A 15,741-nucleotide genomic window follows, 5' to 3' on the forward strand; every position below is an offset into this window, starting at 1 on the left:
ATATACTGAGGTTTCGCCTGCAGTTCCTGGCGAAAAATAACAATAAAACAAATAAATAGGAATTGTCACATGACTGCTTTTACCATATTTATGCAAAACCTTAGTGTTCGCGGCAAATTGTTTAGCGGTTTTGGCGCTATTCTGTTTATTCTGGTGCTGATTTCCTGGCTAAGTTATAACGCGCTGGAGAATTTAAGCAGCCGTTTTCAGTTAGTAGCGAATGTCAGCGAAGCCAATTTACTGATCAGTGAAGCGCGGCAACAGGAGAAAAACTTTCTGCTGCGCTAGGACCGTCAGTATTACCAGCGTGCGGTTACACTGGCCGCCGATGCCAAAAGGCTGGGCGAGCAAAGCTTGGCGCAATTTAGTACCGAGCAAAGCCGGCAACTAATGCAGCAGATGTTGCAACATATTGATACATATCAGCAAGCCTTATCCCGCCTGGCTGCGGCTGAGCCCGGCTCTGCTGCCGCAAGTCAACTTGAGGAGCAAATGGAGCAGGCCGCCCGGGCAGCCGATCAGGCGGGAACGGACTCGGTCGCCAATCAATTGAATAATTTGGAACAACAGGTCACACAGGTAGAGCGTACCATTTTACTGGCTGCGCTTGTCGCCATTTTGATTGGTATTGCCGCTGCATTAGTTATCACGTCGATGGTCGTCATTCCGCTACGACGTGCTGTCGGTGTCGCCGAGCAAATTGCTGCCGGCGATCTGACGGCAAATCTTCCGACCGATCGACTGGATGAGCCGGGCCAGTTAATGAAAGCGATGCAACAAATGACGGTCAGCTTACGTGACTTACTACATAACCTGACCTCAGGTATCGCCCAGCTTGCTGCTGCAACAGAAGAAATGGCCGCCATTTCTGAGCAAAATGCGGCTGGCGTCAGCCAACAGAAAGCCGAAACGGAGCAGGTTGCCACCGCGATGAACGAAATGGCGACGACGGTTCAGGATGTGGCAAAAAATGCTGAAGAAGCTTCCAGTGCTGCAACAGAATCAGCAACCCAGGCGCAGCTTGGTGAGCAGGTGGTGAGTCAAACCATTCACCAAATAAAGACCCTGGCGCATGAGGTAGCGAATTCTGCGCAGGCGATCAGTGAGTTAAAACAGCAAAGTAGCAATATTGGAGCCGTGTTGGATGTAATTAAAAGCATTGCCGATCAAACTAATTTGTTGGCGCTCAATGCGGCCATTGAAGCCGCGCGGGCTGGCGATGCCGGGCGTGGCTTCTCAGTTGTTGCCGACGAAGTACGGGCGCTGGCATTTAGAACTCAGGAGTCAACCGGTCAAATTGAGAAGTTAATCAGCGATTTACAGCAAAAAGCCGAAAGCGCTGTTGCTAATATGGATAAAAGTGCTGGCTTGGCCGAACATACCCTAGGAAGTGCCGATAATGTCAGCGATGCCATCGAAACGATCAGCAAGGCCGTGCAGAGCATTCAGGCGATGAATCAGCAAATTGCGGCCGCAGCATTACAACAAAGTACGGTGGCAGAGCAAATTAACCGCAGTATTTTTAGTATCCGTGATGTGGCTGAGCAGTCTGCTGTTGCCAGTGAACAGACAGCGATGGCCAGCTCTAACCTAAGCCAGCTTGGCAATGATCTCCAGCAGGTTGCGGCCCGCTTTAAGGTGGCATAGGCCGATACGAGCTAGTCTGGGGTTGGAACAGGTCAGATGAAAGAACTACAGGATAATTTGCTGCTGTCACTATCGATGGATCCGGTATTGGATAGTGGTAACAAGGAGCAGGCTGAAAGTGCTATTTTGCAGCGATGTCTGGATGGTTTAGACATCGCTCGCGCCAGTATCTGGCTGTACGATGTTAAGCGGGATGCGATGCATTGCCAGCAAATTTGCCCGAAAGAGCTGAGTGTGAATGAGTTACCTGCGTTAACGCGGCAACAGTTTCCGCAATACTTCGCGGCGTTGGATAAAAAGCGGGTGATTAATGCCAAAGATGCTCGTAACGATAACGCAACCCGCGAATTTGCTGAATCCTATCTTATTCCGCTTGATATCTGGTCGATGCTTGATGTGCCGTTACGCTATCAAGGTGAGGTGATCGGTATCATTTGCTGTGAGCAGACCGGGCACTACCGGGATTGGAGTGAAGAGGATGCCGGCTTTGTTGGCGTGTTGTCAGATCTGTATGGTCGGGTCATGGCCGCCGCAGAACGACAACGCTATCAACTGCAACTGGAACATGCCAATGAGCGGTTGGAAAGCCTGGTCAATGAACGGACCGCGCATTTACAGAAAACCTTGGATCAGCTGAAGCAAACCCAGCAACACTTGATTGAATCGGAGAAAATGGCATCGCTGGGCAATTTGGTTGCTGGTATTGCACATGAAGTGAATACGCCGGTCGGCATTGGCCTGACCGGCATTTCACATTGTAGCTACCTGTTGACGGCTTTAGCGGATAGTGTGCATGCCGGCATACTTGGAAAAGTCCAGCTGGAACAAACACTGGCTGAATTACAGCATTCCACGGCATTAGTCGAGCGCAACCTGCACCGTGCAGCAGAGCTTATTCGCCAGTTTAAACAAAGTGCGGTTGACCAGTCGCACTATGAATTACATCAGTTTGCGATTGATGATTATATCCAGGCCGTCTTACAAACCTTATTGCCGTTTTGCAGACAACATGAGGTGCAGTTGGAACTGGATCTAAACAGCGGCTTGGTGTTGCACTCTTATCCTGGCGCTATTGCGCAGGTGTTAACCAATTTGGTAACCAATGCCTGTATTCATGCTTTTGAGCCGCCGCAGGCGGTTGAACGGGCGCGGATCCGGGTTGAAACCCAGGCTTTGAGTGATGGACGCTTGTTGTTGCAGCTTACAGATAACGGTTGTGGTATTCCCCGGGATCATTTGCAGCGGATCTTTGAACCGTTTTTTACCACCCGGCGAGGTCGTGGCGGCACCGGACTTGGATTGTCTATCGTTTATAATATTGTGCAAAAAAATCTTGGTGGTGAACTAACAGTGGCATCCAAACCGGGTATTGGTACCCGGTTTAGTTTGAAGTTGGGTAGTTTGTCACCCGAGTCTTAAGGCTTAGCTACCCGGTAAAGGAATAAACTCTTCCTCGTCGCCGGTCACCTTGGCGAAACGGCCGGCCTGCCAGTCGGCTTTCGCTTGCTCAATCCGCTCTTTGCGACTGGAAACAAAATTCCACTCGATATAGCGTTTACTAATGCTCTCGCCGCCAATTAATGCCAGCTGACACTCGCTAAGTGCCTTAACTTCAAGTTCAGCGCCAGGATGTAATACCACCAGTTGCCGCGCCTTAAGCACGGTGCCGTTGAGCTCCAACTCACCACGGGTCAGGTACAGCGCCCGTTCGGTAACATTAGGTAGTTTAAGGCTCTGTCCCTGTTGTAGCCGTGCTTCCAAATACAGGGTTTCAAAAAAGGTTTTTACCGGAGAAGTCACGCCATAAGCGGAACCAATCATTACCCGCACCGGCACGCCCGCCAATTCCAGCGTCGGGATCTGAGCGGCAGGATAATGATAAAACGCAGGTTCACATTCTTCGTCGGCTTCCGGTAGCGCCAGCCAGAGTTGTAAGCCATGCAAAGGGTGGGGCTGCCGCTGGATCTCTGGTCGCTCGCGCTCGGAATGTACGATACCACGCCCGGCCACCATCAGGTTAATATCCCCGGGCTGAATTGGCTGATAACTGCCAACCGAATCGCGGTGTAGAATTTCACCGGCAAACAGATAGATTACCGTTGCCAGATTGATATGCGGATGTGGCCTGACATTGACGCCGCTACCGGCGGAAAATTGCGCAGGCCCCATTTCATCAAAAAAGATCCAGGGCCCGACATTACGTTGTTCGCGCACCGGTAAACAGCGGCGTACGGTAAAGCCACCGAGATCTTTAGGTTTAGGATCAATAATCAGGGCGATGCCCGGACAGCTTTGTCCCAGTTCACATTCGGCGTCGACTTGTAACTGTTCATTACTCATCAAAAGTCTCCCTTAGTATCGTAGTTTTACCCAGCCTAGGCGACATTGGTCATAACTACAAGCTTGTCAGATAGCGTAGATGCCCGATAAAGCTGCGTGCCACCGGCCCCAGCGTATCGGCATCGTTAAAGTTCAGATAAAACGTAAAGGTACGGCTACTGCCCCGGGGTAGCAGTAATGGCAGCAGCTCACCATTATCGAGAAAGGGTTGCACCGCGTGGCGTGGCAACCAGGCAAAGCCCAGGTTTTTACGTAATAATTCGATTGACGTTGCAACATGGCTGACCGTCCAGCGTTGTTCTGAACCAAGCCAACCAACATCCTTCTTTTGCTGCTGTGCTGAATCACGCAGCACAATTTGCCGGCAGTTTTTCAGCTCCTCCAGCGTAAGTTCTCGCCGCGGCTGCGTCAGCGGATGCTGAGGCCCGGCGACAGCAACAAATTCAATCTGGCACAGATCTTCACTCAAATTATCCGGCAGCGTAAAAGGCGAGACCGCTATTTCTGCTTTGCCCTGACTGAGTAACTCGTTGGCACCAGATAGGATAGTTTCCAGCAGCTCAATGCGGATCAGCGGATACTCTGCCGACACGGCTGCCAGTGTTTGATACAGCAGATCGCGCGGAAAGGCTTCATCCACCGCAATACTGAGCCTGGATTCAACGCCGGCTTTTAAATTCAGTGCGACATTTTCCATCCGCTCGGCTTCGGTCAGCAGAAAGTTAATTCGTCTGAGTAGCTGTTCACCCGCAGCAGTCAGTAATGTCTTACGGCCTTCAACCTGAAATAATTGCACATCCAGCGTTTGCTCCAGCTTGTGCACTGCATGATGAATAGTAGACTGACTTTTATAAACCACTTCAGCAGCCTGATGAAAACCACCATGTTCAGCGACAGCCTTAAACATCCGCCATTGCTCCAGTGTTGAACGCGCCATCTTATACTCCTGTAAGAACGGAAAAAGCGAGAGCCAGTCTGTCGTTACCGACAGACTGGCTGAGTTTTATTACTTGCGACTTAACCAGCGGTCCAGAGAGATTTTACCGGCACCGCTAAACAACAGTGACACACTAGCAGCCAGTAATGCTAAGCCAAACTCATAGCCATTGTTACTCATAAAGAGGCCGTTTTCAAAATGCACGCTAAAGATTGCAATCAGCATGGCAAAGGCCAGGGCGGCAGCCGCCGGGCGCGTTAGTAAGCCCAGAATTAACGCCAGCCCACCGAAAAATTCTGCCGCGCCGGCTAAAAAGGCCATTAGCACGCCTGGGCTTAAACCGATGCTATCCATCCAGGCGCCGGTCCCTTCCAGGCCGTAGCCGCCAAACCAGCCAAAAAGCTTTTGCGCGCCATGGGCGGCGAAGATAATGCCCACCGGTACCCGTAATGCTAGGGCGTCCCAGCCGGCGTTGGTTTGCGTGATCTGTTGGAATAACTGTTTTGCTTTGCTCATCTGAGTGTCCTCGAATTTATAAAGTACGATGTCTTAGGTTGCCGACGATAACTGCTGTCGTTGGGATAACTATAGTTGCAATGTTTGTTTCTTAAAATAGGATATATTTATATATAATGTTCGAATTTAAAGAATTATAGTGCTTCTGGTTGCGACTGCAGTGGTATAGGGCTTGTTCGGTATTACTGGTAGAATATTAGATAATGACTGCGGGCTAGCGGAGAGCTATGGATGAAACTGGACAATAAGGGCTCGGTAAGTCTGGATGATATACCGCAGGACTCAGCCTTTTGGCAGACTTTTACCCTGGGGTTGCGGATAGAGCTACAGCTGCTGGTTAATTCCGGCGTGCGTTTACGGGCTGAGTTGGTGGGGTATGAAAAAAAGCAGTATCTGATCCTGCGACTGTCCAGCTCGGAGCCGGTGCTGCCGAAGCAGATGCTGTCACATAACACCGGGTTGATATGCCGCTTTGTGGTTGAGGCCGAGCAAGGTCGGGTCTATGCGTTCAAATCAGAGTTATTAAATGTGGTAAGCCAGCCGCAGCGGATGTTGATTATCCGTTATCCAATGGTCACACAATATTTGTCGCTCCGAGCTGACAACCGTAATCCGGTACATATTCCGGTGCAGTTGGAGAATGCAGAGCATAGCATCCTCAACGCTACTTTAGTTGATTTGTCTGTCAAAGGTGGACTCGCATCCCTTGGGGACAGTGCACCATTAATGGGACGTGGCGAGACAGTAATATTGAAACTACCGGCTGACTTACCGCCAGTATCTGCAATGATTAAGCGCAGTGCCAGGCCAAAAGGTGAATTGCGCTTGGGATTAGAATTTAATACACCTTTGTCTGACGGGGCACTGCAAAAGCTAATGCAGCTTTCTAAAAAAAACTAACTGTTCAGGTTGGTAAATCAAACCATAGGGCCTGCAAAGGTCCTTTCGTAGCCAGGCCCTGTAGTTGGTCCATGGCCGCAATTTTTAAACCGTCGCCCGGTTGTAGTGTTAACCCGGCGAGAGCCAGCTCCCCCTGGATCAGATGCAGATAATAAGCCCGACCTGTTTGCAGCGGAAAATCCACGCTGTCATTTTCCGCCAGTAGCAGCTGTGCCAGCGCCGCATCCTGCTTGATAGTTAAAGTGCCATCCCGGCCATCCGGGGTAATGACCCAGGTTAAACCCGGCTGCCGGCCAAAATCCTTTTGCTGATAGCCCGGGGCGCCATCAAACTGGTTTGGCTCGATCCAGATCTGTAGAAACTTCAGTGGCGCTGTTTTGCTGGCGTTATATTCACTATGGTAAATACCTTTACCGGCACTCATTAGCTGAAATTCGCCAGCCGGTAAAATCTCCTCATTACCTGCTGAGTCCTTATGGGCAATTTGCCCTTGCAGCACATAACTGATAATTTCCATATTGCGATGCCCATGGGTGCTAAAACCGGCCCCGGGCGCGACTTCATCATCGTTGATCACGCGTAGCGCCGAGAATCCCATTTGCTGCGGATTATAGTAATCGCCAAAGGAAAACGTATGCTGGCTTTTTAGCCAGCCAAAGTGGGCGCGTCCACGTTCGTTGGCGCGAATAACGTCTAGCATGCTAACCTCCGCTAAGTTAATTTCGCCCGCTGACTGCGGCGAAAGCTTGCTTGCTAGTTTACTCAGGTCACTAAAACGAATATATAGAATTTAATATGATGATATGTTCGTTTAATAAGAACCATTCGCCACCATTGAACGGGCAAAAGTAGAGTCGGCTTTGCATTTCCGTTATGCTTAGCCCCAATGTGGATGGGGAAAGCGAGGGCGGGATGCAGATTTCCGAGTGGCGTAACTATTGGCAACAAACCAAGGAATTTACGCAGGCTTACTGGCAACGGTGTCAACAAGATCAGATCTCAATGATTGGTGGATATCTGGCTTATGTCACCTTACTGTCGCTGGTGCCGCTGGTCACCGTGATGTTTTCAATGTTAAGTGCTTTTCCGATGTTTGCCGAGTTTCAGGCGAACCTGGAGTCTGTTATTTACGCCAATGTAATCCCCTCCCGCGGTGAAGAGATCCAGGCTTATATTACGCGTTTTATCGGTAATACCGGCGGTATGACGGCGATCGGCATTCTGGCGCTGGTGTTTTTTGCCTTATTGCTTATTCACAATATTGATAAAACGCTAAATAAAATCTGGCGGGTCACCAGCCGGCCACGTTTAATTATCTCGTTTTCAATTTACTGGATGATTCTGACGTTGGGCCCCATCCTGTTTGGGCTGTCGATTGGCGTAACCTCTTATCTGGTCAGGCTAAGTACCTTTGCGGACGACTATACGCCGGGTTTCTCAACCCTGGTGCTGGGGGTGGTGCCTTATCTGATGTCACTGGCAGCCTTTTTTATTTTATATCTGGTTGTGCCCAACCTTAAAGTCCGGGTTAAACATGCACTTTGGGGCGCCTTATTGGCGATGGTGCTGTTTGAGTTATCCAAGCGGGGCTTTGCCTTTTATGTCACAAACTTTCCGACTTATCAGACGATTTATGGTGCCCTGGCGCTGTTACCTATTTTGTTTGTCTGGATCCATTTATCCTGGATGGTGGTATTGCTGGGAGCGGAACTCACCGCCTTACTACAACAGCGGGAAGCGGGGGAGTGTCGGGAAGATGAAGTTTGTCCGGTGCCGCAGCGTGCGGACAAATCAGTTGCAGCTGAAACAGAGTAGTCAATGAAAGCATTAATTCAAAGAGTCAGTCAGGCCAAAGTTGAGGTCGCCGGCAGCACAATTGGCGCAATCGAACGGGGTTTATTGGTGTTATTGGCGGTTGAAGCCGGGGATAGCGAAGCCGATCTGCGTAAATTGGCTGAGAAAGTTTGCCGTTACCGGGTATTTAGTGATGACAACGGTAAGATGAACCTGAATGTACAGCAGGCAGGTGGAGCCTTGCTGGTGGTGTCTCAATTTACCCTGGCGGCGGATACCCAATCCGGTCTGCGTCCCAGCTTTACGCCCGCCGCGGCACCGGCGCTGGCCGAGCAATATTATCAGGCATTTTGCACGTACTGCCGTGAGCTGGGGCTTAAGGTTGCAACCGGCCAGTTTGCCGCCGATATGCAGGTTAGTCTGACTAACGACGGCCCCGTTACTTTTATGCTGGAGAGCCGCTAATGGCAAAAACCTTAACCCTGATCAGTCCGCAAACTCCGGCACAGTGGCAGGCCTATTATCAGCTGCGTTGGCAGGTGCTGCGCGCACCCTGGCAGCAACCGCCGGGTTCAGAGCAGGATGAGTTGGAGCAAAGCAGCTTTCATCAGATGCTACTGGATCCACAAGGGCAGGTCGCGGCTGTCGGGCGTTTACATCAAGTTGATAGTGACACTGCTCAGGTCCGCTATATGGCGGTCGCTGAGTCATGGCAGGGCAAAGGCGCCGGTAGCCGAATTTTACAGGCGCTGGAGCAACAGGCCGTGCAGCTGGGGATGAAATATATCATACTAAATGCTCGTGACAGCGCGCTGGCGTTTTATCAGCGTCAGGGGTATCGGGTCGTTGCAGCAGCGCCGACCCAGTTTGGTATTACGCATCAACGGATGCAAAAACAACTCTGTTTGGCCGGTAGTCCAGCAGACTGGCAACAATGGTGCCAAAGTCTGCAACAAACCTGGCACCGCACTATTCCGCTCAGTGCCTATATGCAATTGCAGATCGAACAATGTGATGGTTATCAGCTGCAATGTACGGCGCCGCTGCCACCCAATATTAATCTGCACCAGACCATGTTCGCCGGCAGTATCTATACGCTGGCGACGTTAACCGGCTGGGGCATGCTGTATTTACAGTTACAGAGTCTGGGCCTGCATGGCGCACAGGTGCTGGCCGATGCCAATATCCGCTACCTGAAACCCATTCGCAGCCAACCCACCGCAGTGTGTAAAGTTGCGGCCGTATCTGGTGATCTAACGCCATTAGCCGCAGGCAAGCGGGTAAAACAGCAAATCAATGTCCAGCTGTTTGCTGAGGGTGAGCTTTGCGCCGAGTTTAGCGGCTTATATGCGGTATTGCCGGAGTAACTTTATGGCAGAAAAAGTACTGATTATTGGCTGTGGTTGGCTGGGGCAACAACTTGCGCCGGTGCTGGCTGCCGCGGGTTATCAGGTTTTTGGCAGCCGGCGCACGCAAGCCTCAGCAGAGGCATTGCCGGCACCGATCCAAGGCATAGTGCTGGATTTCCAGCCGCCCTGGTCCGATGCACAGCTGGCACTTTTTCAGGATGCCTGGCTAATTTGCACTATTCCACCCGGAGGCCGGCAAGGTGGGGCGTCGGATTATCCGCCGGTACTGCAGCAACTGGCGCAGTTAGCTCAGGCTGCAGGGATAAAGGGCGGGATCCATATTAGCTCAACCGGTATTTATCAGGGGCTCAGTGGCGTCGTTAACGAGCGGGCCGGGCTGCAACTGACTCAGCCACGGGTAGCCTTGTTGGCAGCCGGTGAGCAGGCACTGCAACAGCAGGGTAGCTGGCTGACCTTGCGCTTATCCGGCTTAATGGGGCCGGCTCGGCATCCCGGTCGCTTTGTTCAGGGCAGAGCCGTTAGCGGTGCGATGCAGCCGGTCAATATGGTGCATAGTGCCGATGTGGCAGCGGCTGTGCTGCAGATCTTTAGCCGTTGGCCCTTACCCGCAGCCTGTTATAACCTGAGCTCGCCGCAGCACGTGACAAAAGCCGAATTCTATCAGGCGGCAGCTGAGAGCCTGGGGTTGACCGCGGCCAGTATTGATTTGAGTGCCGTGGCGATCGAGCCTGCCCGCCAGGTGTGCAGCCAGCGCTTTATCGAGGATGCGGATTTTAGCTTTCAGTTTGCCGATCCCCGCACCGCTTTGCCGCTCTGCAATTAGATTTTAAACCGGGCCGCGCCCTCAGTCAGTTGTTGTGCCAGGCGGGCCACTTCCTGACTTTCGCTCATCGTTTGTTCGGCCTGAGTGGCACTTTGCTGCGCCAGGCCAACAATTTCGTGCATCCGGTCATTGATAGCCTGCCCGAGTTGTTGCTGGCTTTGACTGGCCTGATTGACGGCACTGCTGATCCGCAGCGTGGCGGAAATCGCCTCTGTGACTGCGGTCAGGGAGGCAACCAGTTCCGTCATGGTCGTCACACACTGTTCGGCTTCCTGTTTACCGGTTAATACTGCGGCGACCGCCTGCTGACTTTGTTGTTGCAAATGTTCAATCATCTGCCGGATTTCACTGGTGGCCTGCTGGGTGCGTCCGGCCAGTGAGCGTACCTCATCGGCGACCACGGCAAAGCCACGGCCTTGCTCACCGGCACGCGCCGCTTCAATGGCGGCATTGAGTGCCAGCAGGTTAGTTTGCTCCGCAATGGCGCTGATAGTGGTCAGGATACTGCCGATATTGGTTGACTGATCATCGACCTTATTCATGATCTGGCTGGTGCTAACCAGTTGCTGTGCCAGCTTATTAATACGCTGGTTGTTGGCCCCCGCCAGTTGACTGATTTGCTGGCTTTGCTGCAAGGCCTGCTGCATGGCTTCACCGGCATCAGCGGCGTGGATTGCGACCGCCTGGGTATTTTCTGCCAGTTGCTCAGTAATTTGATTTACGCTACCGATTTGCTGCTGCTGGGCATGCAGCGACTGGTTGATCTCGCCGACCGCAGTGGTGGAACGCTGCGCCGTACTGCTCAGGGCAGTGGCATTTTGCTGGATATTGGTCAGTAAGCCACTTAAGGCATTGATCAGGCTATTGACCTTTTCCGACAAGGCACCAAATTCATCTTGCTGTTCGATATGGAGCTTGCGGGTCAGATCGCCCTGCGCGATATAGCCCAGCACATGGTTAATCCCAGCCAGCGGTTTTAACATCGCGCTAATAGTAAAATAGGCGGTGGTCGCCGCCAGTACGACCAGCACCAGCATCATAAACCAGGTTCGGGTACTACCGGAGCTGAGGGCGCCGGAGGTTTGTTGTTGCAGGGTACTAAAGCGCAGCCCGGCTGCGTTAACCACCTGATCCAGCAGTTCCAGCGCCAGCCCGACTTGTTGTTCCGCGGTATTCAGGGCATTACGGGCTTGCTGCAAGGCACTGAGTTGTTGTTGCTTTAAGGTCAGTAAATTAGGCTCTGCACCGAGCGCATCATTTAACTCCTGCCAGTGCATAGCAAAATTCTGCCACAGGCCATCGGTATTAATTGACTCGGCTAATTGCGCCAGATAATCGACATTAACCTGCATATCGCTGAGCGCAAAGCTAACGTTATCCTGATTGCGCTCCAACTGGCTGTACTCGCTATAGGCTGCAGTTTCCCGCAGCGTATTCACCAGACCAACCAACTGACCGTCTAAGCGGCCGGCGGTGCCGGCAATAATTTCTGCAGTTTGGCGATTGCGCGGTAATTCCAGCTCTGACAGTTCAATCAGGGCGGCGCCGGCTTCATCGAGCAGGGTTTCCAGCCGGGCCAGCTCAGTGCTCAGCTGTTGTTGCAGCCGTAAACTGCTCAGGCGGGCGCCAAACATTGTGCTGGACGCCTCAGTGTAACGGTTGGCATGTTCGGTGGCACTATTCAGACTTTGCTGCAGCTCGCCGCCCAGATTTAACTGTTGAAACTGGCCCAACAATTGATTAAATGCCTGTTGTTGCTGATTGAAGTTCTGCTGATATCGCTCAATATCGGCTTGTTGCTCGGCCGTAAAGCCGGACGCGGTCAGACGGGCCAGCTGCAATAACAGGATTTGTGCCTGATTGCTTTGTTGTTGCGCCGGTACGGCCAATTCGTTCATTTGGGTATTGGCGGTAGTGACACTGCGAAAACTGCTTAGAGCCGATACACTGGCGATCAGTAAAAGGAGGGTGATAAAGCCAAAGCCGATAATGACTTTATGCGCAACGGTTAACTTCATAGCGTAAGCCCCTGTCTGGCCAGATTTTAGTATAGTGATTTTTGAGCGTCTGGCACGCAGATTTACGTTAGCAGGTTTTGGGTCACTGGTCTAGCCAGTGAAAAGGGAAATGACGAGGCGAATTAGCTAAAAAAGCCCGGCGTGCCGGGCTATTTTGAGAAGCGTCAGAAACTACAGAGCAGTCCGCCCGGTACCAGCGCATTCAGCGCGCCATCGCGCAGTAAGTTAGCGCTCCGCTCGATATCCGGGCCGAAATAGCGGTCCTGATCATAAAACGCTACCTGCTCGCGTAGGATGGCTTTGGCCTGTTCCAGTAAGGGCGTGGTTTTTAGCGGCGCACGAAAATCCAGCCCTTGCGCTGCCGCCAGATACTCTACCGCCAGCACGCCGGTGGTATTCTCGGCCATATCGGCCAGCCGGCGGGCGGCAAAGGTGGCCATCGACACATGGTCTTCCTGGTTAGCTGATGTCGGTAGGCTATCCACTGAGGCCGGATGCGCCAAGGATTTATTTTCCGACGCCAACGCCGCTGCTGTGACCTGCGCAATCATAAAGCCGCTATTCACGCCGCCATTCGGCACTAAAAACGCGGGTAGCTTACTTAAGCTGGCATCAATTAACAGCGCCATCCGCCGCTCCGACAAGGCTCCAATTTCGGCAATCGCCAGTGCCAGATTATCGGCGGCCATCGCCACCGGCTCGGCATGGAAGTTACCGCCGGATAAGATATCGCCATCGTCGGCAAATACCAGCGGGTTGTCGGTAACACCATTGGCTTCTACCGCTAACACTGCGGCTGCCTGACGGATTTGTGTTAAGCAGGCGCCCATTACCTGTGGCTGGCAGCGCAGCGAGTAGGGATCCTGCACCTTTTCGCAATCTTTATGCGATTGGCCGACTTCTGAGCTATCTTGCAGCAGGTGTCGGTAAATGGCGGCTGCGTCAATTTGCCCTTGCTGGCCACGAGCCAGATGAATACGCGGGTCAAAGGGCGCGCGGCTACCCAGGGCGGCTTCCACGCTTAACGCGCCAACCACACTACCGGCGGCAAACAGATCTTCGGCCCGGAACAAACCTTCCAATGCCAAAGCCGTAGAAGCCTGGGTGCCATTTAACAGCGCCAGACCTTCTTTGGCCGCCAGCGTCAGCGGCTGTAAACCGACCAGGGCTAAGGCTTCTTTTGCATCATAGATTTGGCCCTGATAACAGATTTCACCTTCGCCAATCAGTGGCAGCACCATATGCGCCAGCGGTGCCAAATCACCAGAGGCGCCGACTGAGCCTTTTTCCGGAATGCACGGATAAAGCCCGGCGTTGACCATGTCAATTAGCAGCTGGATCACGCTTAAACGGATGCCAGAGAAGCCACGTGCCAGGGAGTTAATTTTCAGTACCATCATTAGCCGCACTGTGCTGTCGGCCATAAACTGACCAAAACCGGCGGCGTGCGATAATACGATGGAGCGCTGTAACAGTTCCAGCTCTTCATGCTTGATGCGGGTATTGGCCAGCAGGCCAAAGCCGGTATTAATACCGTACACCACTTTGTTTTGCTTAATAATATCGGCGACACAAGCAGCCGATTTTTCGATAGCCGGGATCGCAGCTGGATCCAGTGTCACCGTGACCGGGCCTTGCTGCACGGCACGTAATTGGGCCAGTGAGAGTTTACCTGGCGTTAAATGTAGGGCATAAGTCATGATCGTTTCTCTAGTTAGCAGTGCGATTAATCATCGGCAAGTCAAGGCCTTGTTCTTCGGCGCAATCAACAGCAATGGCGTAACCGGCATCGGCATGGCGCATCACGCCTGTGCCCGGATCATTCCACAGCACCCGGCTTAAGCGGGCGGCAGCCTGCTCGGTACCATCAGCCAGGATCACCACACCACTGTGTTGGCTGTAACCCATACCCACACCACCCCCATGATGCAGCGATACCCAGGTGGCGCCACCGGCGGTATTAAGCAGGGCGTTTAGTAATGGCCAATCCGATACTGCATCTGAGCCATCCAGCATGGCTTCGGTTTCGCGGTTCGGGCTGGCAACGGAGCCGGAGTCCAGATGATCGCGGCCAATAATAATGGGGGCTGAGAGTTCGCCGTTTTTCACCATCTCATTAAAGGCCAGCGCAATGCGGGCGCGATCTTTTAAGCCGATCCAGCAAATCCGTGCTGGCAAGCCCTGAAATTGAATGCGTTCACGCGCCATATCCAGCCAGTTATGCAGGTGCGGATCGTCCGGGATCAGCTCTTTTACCTTGGCATCGGTTTTATAGATATCTTGCGGATCGCCAGACAGCGCTACCCAGCGGAAGGGGCCAATGCCCTGACAAAACAGTGGCCGGATATAGGCGGGTACAAAGCCAGGGAAATCAAAGGCATTAGCTACGCCAACATCCTTTGCCATCTGGCGGATATTATTACCATAGTCAGTTGCTACCGCACCGCGCTGCTGCATAGTTAAGATGGCTTTTACCTGTACGGCCATTGAGGCTTTAGCGGCCGCGACCACTGCATCTTCATCCTCCGTACGTTTGGCTTTCGCCTGCTCCAGCGTCCAACCCTGTGGCAGATAGCCATTCAGCGGGTCATGCGCCGAGGTTTGATCGGTGACCACATCCGGCGTGATACCGCGGGCCACCAGCTCGCTAAACACGTCGGCCGCATTGGCCAGCAAGCCGATTGAGGTCGGTTTACCGCTGGCTTTGGCTTGTTCTAACATAGCCAAAGCTTCATCCAGCGAGTAGGCTTTTTGATCCAGATAGCGGGTCTTAAGCCGGAAATCGATGCGGCTTTCATCCACTTCACAGGCCAGCATATGAAAGCCCGCCATCGTCGCGGCCAGTGGCTGGGCGCCGCCCATGCCACCGAGGCCGCCGGTCAGGATCCACTTGCCTGCTGCCTTGCCGGCAAAATGTTGTTTGGCAATGGCGACAAAGGTCTCATAAGTCCCCTGCACAATGCCCTGAGTACCGATATAGATCCAGGAGCCGGCCGTCATCTGGCCGTACATCATCAGGCCTTTGCGGTCCAGCTCGTTAAAGTGCTGCCAGTTGGCCCAGGCCGGCACCAGATTCGAGTTGGCGATCAGTACCCGTGGCGCATCCGGATGCGTCGGAAACACGCCAACCGGTTTCCCGCTTTGTACCAGCAGGGTTTGGTTATCTTCCAGCCGGTCCAGTACTTCGACGATTTTATCAAAGCAGGCCCAGTTGCGGGCGGCACGGCCAATACCGCCGTACACCACCAGCGCTTGGGGATGTTCGGCCACTTCCGGATCCAGATTATTCATCAGCATGCGTTTGGCGGCTTCGGTTTGCCAGCTTTTAGCGGTGATTTGGCTGCCACGGGGGGCGCGGATCACCCGGCTTTTATCAATGCGGTTATCGTTCATAGC

General features: G+C 52.8%; 15 protein-coding genes. 8 read left to right on the top strand and 7 right to left on the bottom strand.

Features of this window, described 5'->3' with window-relative positions; all coding sequences use genetic code 11:
* Positions 1 to 69 precede the first annotated feature (69 nt).
* The 3 genes from AJE_RS18810 (at position 70) to AJE_RS12385 (ending at position 3,066) form a co-directional block, all read left to right on the top strand.
* Positions 70 to 288: a hypothetical protein gene (locus AJE_RS18810; protein ID WP_237709353.1), complete on the top strand. Its 219-nt coding sequence runs from the start codon at positions 70 to 72 to the stop codon at positions 286 to 288.
* Positions 289 to 354: 66 nt separating this feature from the next.
* Positions 355 to 1,647: a methyl-accepting chemotaxis protein gene (locus AJE_RS12380; protein WP_237709354.1), complete on the top strand. Its 1,293-nt coding sequence runs from the start codon at positions 355 to 357 to the stop codon at positions 1,645 to 1,647.
* Between the two features lie 36 nt (positions 1,648 to 1,683).
* Positions 1,684 to 3,066, top strand: coding sequence for an ATP-binding protein (locus AJE_RS12385; protein WP_008951151.1), 1,383 nt, complete (start codon positions 1,684 to 1,686; stop codon positions 3,064 to 3,066).
* Positions 3,067 to 3,069: 3 nt separating this feature from the next.
* Here the strand turns inward: AJE_RS12385 and AJE_RS12390 are convergent, their stop codons facing one another.
* From AJE_RS12390 to AJE_RS12400, 3 genes are all read right to left on the bottom strand, one after another.
* The gene (locus AJE_RS12390; protein WP_008951152.1) at positions 3,070 to 3,987 is read right to left on the bottom strand and encodes a pirin family protein; all 918 of its coding nucleotides are present in this window, start codon (positions 3,985 to 3,987) and stop codon (positions 3,070 to 3,072) included.
* Between the two features lie 55 nt (positions 3,988 to 4,042).
* On the bottom strand, positions 4,043 to 4,924 hold the full coding sequence (locus tag AJE_RS12395) for a LysR family transcriptional regulator (protein ID WP_008951153.1): 882 nt from the start codon (positions 4,922 to 4,924) through the stop codon (positions 4,043 to 4,045).
* Between the two features lie 69 nt (positions 4,925 to 4,993).
* Positions 4,994 to 5,440, bottom strand: coding sequence for a DoxX family protein (locus tag AJE_RS12400; protein WP_008951154.1), 447 nt, complete (start codon positions 5,438 to 5,440; stop codon positions 4,994 to 4,996).
* Positions 5,441 to 5,671: 231 nt separating this feature from the next.
* On the opposite strand from AJE_RS12400, the gene AJE_RS12405 reads away from it, so the two are divergent.
* On the top strand, positions 5,672 to 6,340 hold the full coding sequence (locus AJE_RS12405; protein WP_008951155.1) for a flagellar brake domain-containing protein: 669 nt from the start codon (positions 5,672 to 5,674) through the stop codon (positions 6,338 to 6,340).
* A gap of 4 nt (positions 6,341 to 6,344) precedes the next feature.
* On the opposite strand, the gene AJE_RS12410 is transcribed toward AJE_RS12405, so the two are convergent.
* Positions 6,345 to 7,040 carry a pirin family protein gene (locus tag AJE_RS12410; protein ID WP_008951156.1) on the bottom strand — a complete coding sequence of 232 codons (696 nt, stop codon included), beginning with the start codon at positions 7,038 to 7,040 and terminating at the stop codon, positions 6,345 to 6,347.
* Between the two features lie 173 nt (positions 7,041 to 7,213).
* Here AJE_RS12410 and AJE_RS12415 point away from each other — a divergent pair, with 173 nt between their 5' ends.
* Genes AJE_RS12415 through AJE_RS12430 form a run of 4 tightly spaced genes read left to right on the top strand, consistent with a single transcriptional unit; the run spans position 7,214 to position 10,327 of the window.
* Complete coding sequence (locus AJE_RS12415) at positions 7,214 to 8,155, top strand: virulence factor BrkB family protein (protein WP_237709355.1); 942 nt, start codon at positions 7,214 to 7,216, stop codon at positions 8,153 to 8,155.
* A gap of 3 nt (positions 8,156 to 8,158) precedes the next feature.
* Positions 8,159 to 8,599 (top strand): D-aminoacyl-tRNA deacylase, encoded by a 441-nt coding sequence (gene dtd, locus AJE_RS12420; protein WP_008951158.1) that lies wholly within the window; start codon positions 8,159 to 8,161, stop codon positions 8,597 to 8,599.
* Positions 8,599 to 9,501, top strand: a complete 903-nt coding sequence (locus AJE_RS12425) for a bifunctional GNAT family N-acetyltransferase/hotdog fold thioesterase (protein WP_008951159.1) — start codon at positions 8,599 to 8,601, stop codon at positions 9,499 to 9,501. The genes dtd and AJE_RS12425 overlap by 1 nt, the downstream gene beginning before the upstream one ends.
* Before the next feature lie 4 nt (positions 9,502 to 9,505).
* Positions 9,506 to 10,327 (top strand): NAD(P)H-binding protein, encoded by an 822-nt coding sequence (locus tag AJE_RS12430; protein WP_008951160.1) that lies wholly within the window; start codon positions 9,506 to 9,508, stop codon positions 10,325 to 10,327.
* On the opposite strand, the gene AJE_RS12435 is transcribed toward AJE_RS12430, so the two are convergent.
* The 3 genes from AJE_RS12435 to hutU all read right to left on the bottom strand — a co-directional run bounded on the left by AJE_RS12435 (position 10,324) and on the right by hutU (position 15,738).
* Positions 10,324 to 12,345, bottom strand: coding sequence for a methyl-accepting chemotaxis protein (locus tag AJE_RS12435; RefSeq protein WP_008951161.1), 2,022 nt, complete (start codon positions 12,343 to 12,345; stop codon positions 10,324 to 10,326). The two genes, AJE_RS12430 and AJE_RS12435, sit on opposite strands and share 4 nt — an antisense overlap.
* A 164-nt stretch (positions 12,346 to 12,509) precedes the next feature.
* Entirely contained in the window at positions 12,510 to 14,045 is a 1,536-nt protein-coding gene (gene hutH, locus AJE_RS12440; RefSeq protein WP_008951162.1) for a histidine ammonia-lyase, read from the bottom strand.
* 10 nt (positions 14,046 to 14,055) lie between these two features.
* A complete protein-coding gene (gene hutU / locus AJE_RS12445; protein ID WP_008609042.1) occupies positions 14,056 to 15,738 on the bottom strand; it encodes a urocanate hydratase in 1,683 nt (560 codons plus the stop codon).
* Positions 15,739 to 15,741: the final 3 nt, after the last annotated feature.

The sequence above is a fragment of the Alishewanella jeotgali KCTC 22429 genome (assembly GCF_000245735.1).
In the GTDB taxonomy this organism is placed as follows: Bacteria; Pseudomonadota; Gammaproteobacteria; order Enterobacterales; family Alteromonadaceae; genus Alishewanella; species Alishewanella jeotgali.